Raw genomic sequence first — 3,430 nt, 5'->3', positions numbered from 1 at the left:
TATGCTTTTGGGATTTTTCAGACTGCTGTTCAAGGGGTTATACCGGGTCAGACTGACCGGCGACACGCAGGCTTTATACCAGCAAAAGGTCTTAATCACCCCGAACCACGTCTCTTTCCTCGACGGCATTCTGCTGGCGCTGTTTTTGCCGGTCCGACCGGTTTTTGCGGTCTATACCTCAATCAGCCAGCGCTGGTTTATGCGCGCGCTGACGCCGATTATCGATTTTGTGCCGCTGGACCCGACCAAGCCGATGTCGATCAAACATCTGGTGCGCCTGATTGAGCAGGGGCGGCCGGTGGTTATTTTCCCGGAAGGGCGAATTTCGGTCAGCGGCTCGCTGATGAAAATTTATGACGGCGCCGCCTTTGTCGCCGCCAAATCGCAGGCGACCATTGTGCCGCTGCGTATTGAAGGCGCCGAACTGACACCCTTCAGCCGGCTGAAGGGGCTGGTGAAACGTCGCCTGTTCCCGCGTATTCAGCTGCATCTCCTGCCGCCCACCCATCTGCCGATGCCCGAGGCGCCGCGCGCCCGCGACCGGCGCAAAATCGCCGGGGAGATGCTGCATCAGATCATGATGGAAGCCCGGATGGCGGTGCGCCCGCGGGAAACCCTGTATGAGTCGCTGCTGGCGGCGCAGGACCGCTTCGGCGCGCGCAAACCCTGCGTGGAGGATATCAACTTCCAGCCGGATACCTATCGCAAGCTGCTGACCAAAACCCTGTTTGTCGCCCGCATTCTGGAAAAATACAGCCAGCCGGGCGAGAAGATCGGCCTGATGCTGCCTAACGCCGGCATCAGCGCGGCGGTGATTTTCGGCGCTATCGCCCGCGGGCGTATTCCGGCGATGATGAACTATACCGCCGGGGTGAAAGGGCTCAGCAGCGCGATAGCCGCCGCGGAGCTCAACACCATTTTCACCTCGCGCACCTTCCTCGATAAAGGCAAACTCTGGCACCTGCCGGAGCAACTGACCCAGGTGCGCTGGGTATTCCTGGAAGATCTTAAAGGCGATATCACCCTCGCTGACAAACTGTGGATTTTTGCTCATCTGCTGGCGCCGCGTCTGGCGCAGGTTAAGCAGCAGCCGGAAGACGCGGCGATGATCCTCTTCACCTCCGGTTCAGAGGGCAATCCGAAAGGGGTGGTGCACAGCCATAAGAGTCTGCTGTCCAACGTCGAGCAGATCAAAACTATCGCCGACTTTACCGCCAATGACCGCTTTATGTCGGCGCTGCCGCTGTTCCACTCTTTTGGCCTCACCGTCGGCCTGCTGACGCCGCTGCTTACCGGGGCGGAAGTGTTTCTCTATCCCAGCCCGCTGCACTATCGCGTGGTGCCGGAGCTGGTCTACGATCGCAACTGTACGGTGCTGTTCGGCACTTCGACCTTCCTCGCCAACTATGCCCGTTTCGCCAATCCGTACGATTTCTACCGCCTGCGCTACGTGGTCGCCGGGGCGGAGAAGCTGCAGGAGAGCACCAAACAGCTGTGGCAGGATAAATTCGGCCTGCGCATTCTCGAAGGCTATGGCGTGACCGAGTGCGCGCCTGTGGTCTCGATTAACGTGCCGATGGCGGCGAAGGTCGGCACCGTGGGCCGCATCCTGCCGGGGATGGACGCCCGCCTGCTGGCGATGCCAGGCATTGATCAAGGGGGGCGGCTGCAGCTGAAAGGGCCGAACATCATGAAAGGCTACCTGCGGGTGGAAAACCCCGGCGTGCTGGAAGCGCCTGCGGCGGAAAACCAGCACGGCGAGATGGAAGCGGGCTGGTATGACACCGGGGATATCGTTACCTTCGATGAGCAGGGCTATGTCCGCATTCAGGGCCGCGCGAAGCGCTTCGCCAAAATCGCCGGCGAGATGATCTCCCTCGAGATGGTGGAGCAGGTGGCCCTCGGCGCGTCGCCGGACAAAATGCACGCCACGGCGATTAAACAGGACGCCAGCAAAGGCGAGGCGTTGGTGCTGTTTACCACCGATAATGAACTGACTCGTGAAGCCCTGCTGCGCTACGCCCGCCAGCACGGCGTACCGGAGCTGGCGGTGCCGCGAGATATACGCTGGCTGAAACAGCTACCGGTGCTCGGCAGCGGCAAGCCAGACTATGTCACCCTGAAAAATATGGTCGACGAGGCGGAAACAACCCATGAGTGAGTCAGTACATACTAACCCTTCGCTGTACTCGAAAGGGATGGTGGCGGTGATCTGCGCCCAGTTCCTGTCGGCCTTCGGCGACAATGCGCTTCTCTTCGCCACCCTGGCGCTGATGAAGCAGCTCTATTATCCGGAGTGGAGCCAGCCGGTCCTGCAGATGTTGTTTGTGGGCGCTTACATCCTCTTTGCCCCCTTTGTCGGCCAGTTCGCCGATAGCTTTGCCAAAGGCCGGGTGATGATGGTGGCCAACGGCCTGAAACTGCTCGGCGCCGGCTGCATCTGCTTCGGCGTCAATCCGTTTATCGGCTATACGCTGGTGGGGATTGGCGCCGCCGCCTATTCGCCGGCCAAGTATGGCATTCTCGGCGAACTCACCACCGGCGATAAGTTAGTGAAGGCTAACGGACTGATGGAGTCCTCGACCATCGCGGCGATCCTGCTGGGCTCCATGGCCGGCGGGATCCTCGCCGACTGGCACGTGCTGGCGGCGCTGATCGTCTGCGCGCTGGTCTACGGCGGGGCGGTAGTGGCTAACCTGTGGATACCCAGGCTGCCGGCGGCGCGTCCGGGGCAGTCGTGGCGTTTTAAGCCAATGACGCACAGCTTCTTCAGCGCCTGCCGGACGCTGTGGCGCAACGGCGAAACCCGCTTTTCGCTGATGGGCACCAGCCTGTTCTGGGGCGCTGGCGTGACCCTGCGTTTCCTGCTGGTGATCTGGGTGCCGGTGGCGCTGGGCATTACCAGCAACGCCATGCCCACCTATCTTAATGCGATGGTGGCGGTGGGGATTGTGCTGGGTGCCGGGGCGGCGGCGAAGCTGGTGACCCTGGAGACGGTGTCGCGCTGTATGCCGGCCGGGATTTTGATCGGTATCGCGGTGATAGCCTTTGCGGTGCAGCAGTCGCTGCTGCCGGCGTTCGGTCTGCTGCTGCTGCTCGGGGTGTTCGGCGGGTTCTTTATCGTACCGCTGAACGCGCTGCTGCAGGAGCGTGGGAAACATTCGGTCGGGGCAGGTAACGCCATTGCGGTACAGAACCTCGGTGAGAACGTGGCGATGCTGCTGATGCTGGGGCTCTATTCCCTGGCGGTGAGCGTGGGCGTTCCACCGGTCGCCGTGGGGATAGGCTTTGGCGCGGTATTCGCCGTGGCCATTGCCGCGCTGTGGGTCTGGGGGCGGCGTAAATAACCTCCCGGCTTGCGCTGCGCTTGACTGGGCGATGGGTTCGCCAATATCTGCTCTTCGGTAGCCCGGGTAAGGCGTATACGCCT

Annotated in this window: 2 protein-coding genes; both read left to right on the top strand. The window is 61.5% G+C overall.

Annotation, left to right across the window (positions count from 1 at the left end):
- Position 1: 1 nt before the first annotated feature.
- Entirely contained in the window at positions 2–2,161 is a 2,160-nt protein-coding gene (gene aas / locus HMPREF9538_RS08710) for a bifunctional acyl-ACP--phospholipid O-acyltransferase/long-chain-fatty-acid--ACP ligase (protein ID WP_002915977.1), read from the top strand.
- On the top strand, positions 2,154–3,347 hold the full coding sequence (lplT, locus tag HMPREF9538_RS08715; protein WP_004185495.1) for a lysophospholipid transporter LplT: 1,194 nt from the start codon (positions 2,154–2,156) through the stop codon (positions 3,345–3,347). Before aas ends, lplT begins: the two co-directional genes overlap by 8 nt.
- Positions 3,348–3,430: the final 83 nt, after the last annotated feature.

It is taken from the genome of Klebsiella sp. MS 92-3, from assembly GCF_000195655.1.
Classification (GTDB): Bacteria; Pseudomonadota; Gammaproteobacteria; order Enterobacterales; family Enterobacteriaceae; genus Klebsiella; species Klebsiella pneumoniae.
The sequence above is the reverse complement of the archived record's forward strand: the minus strand, read 5'-3'. Positions and strand labels throughout refer to the sequence as shown.

Excerpts from the sequence above, each read along its gene's own strand:
- aas (WP_002915977.1), top strand. The coding sequence starts at position 2 with ATGCTTTTGGGATTTTTCAGACTGCTGTTCAAGGGGTTATACCGGGTC.
- lplT (WP_004185495.1), top strand. The coding sequence starts at position 2,154 with ATGAGTGAGTCAGTACATACTAACCCTTCGCTGTACTCGAAAGGGATG.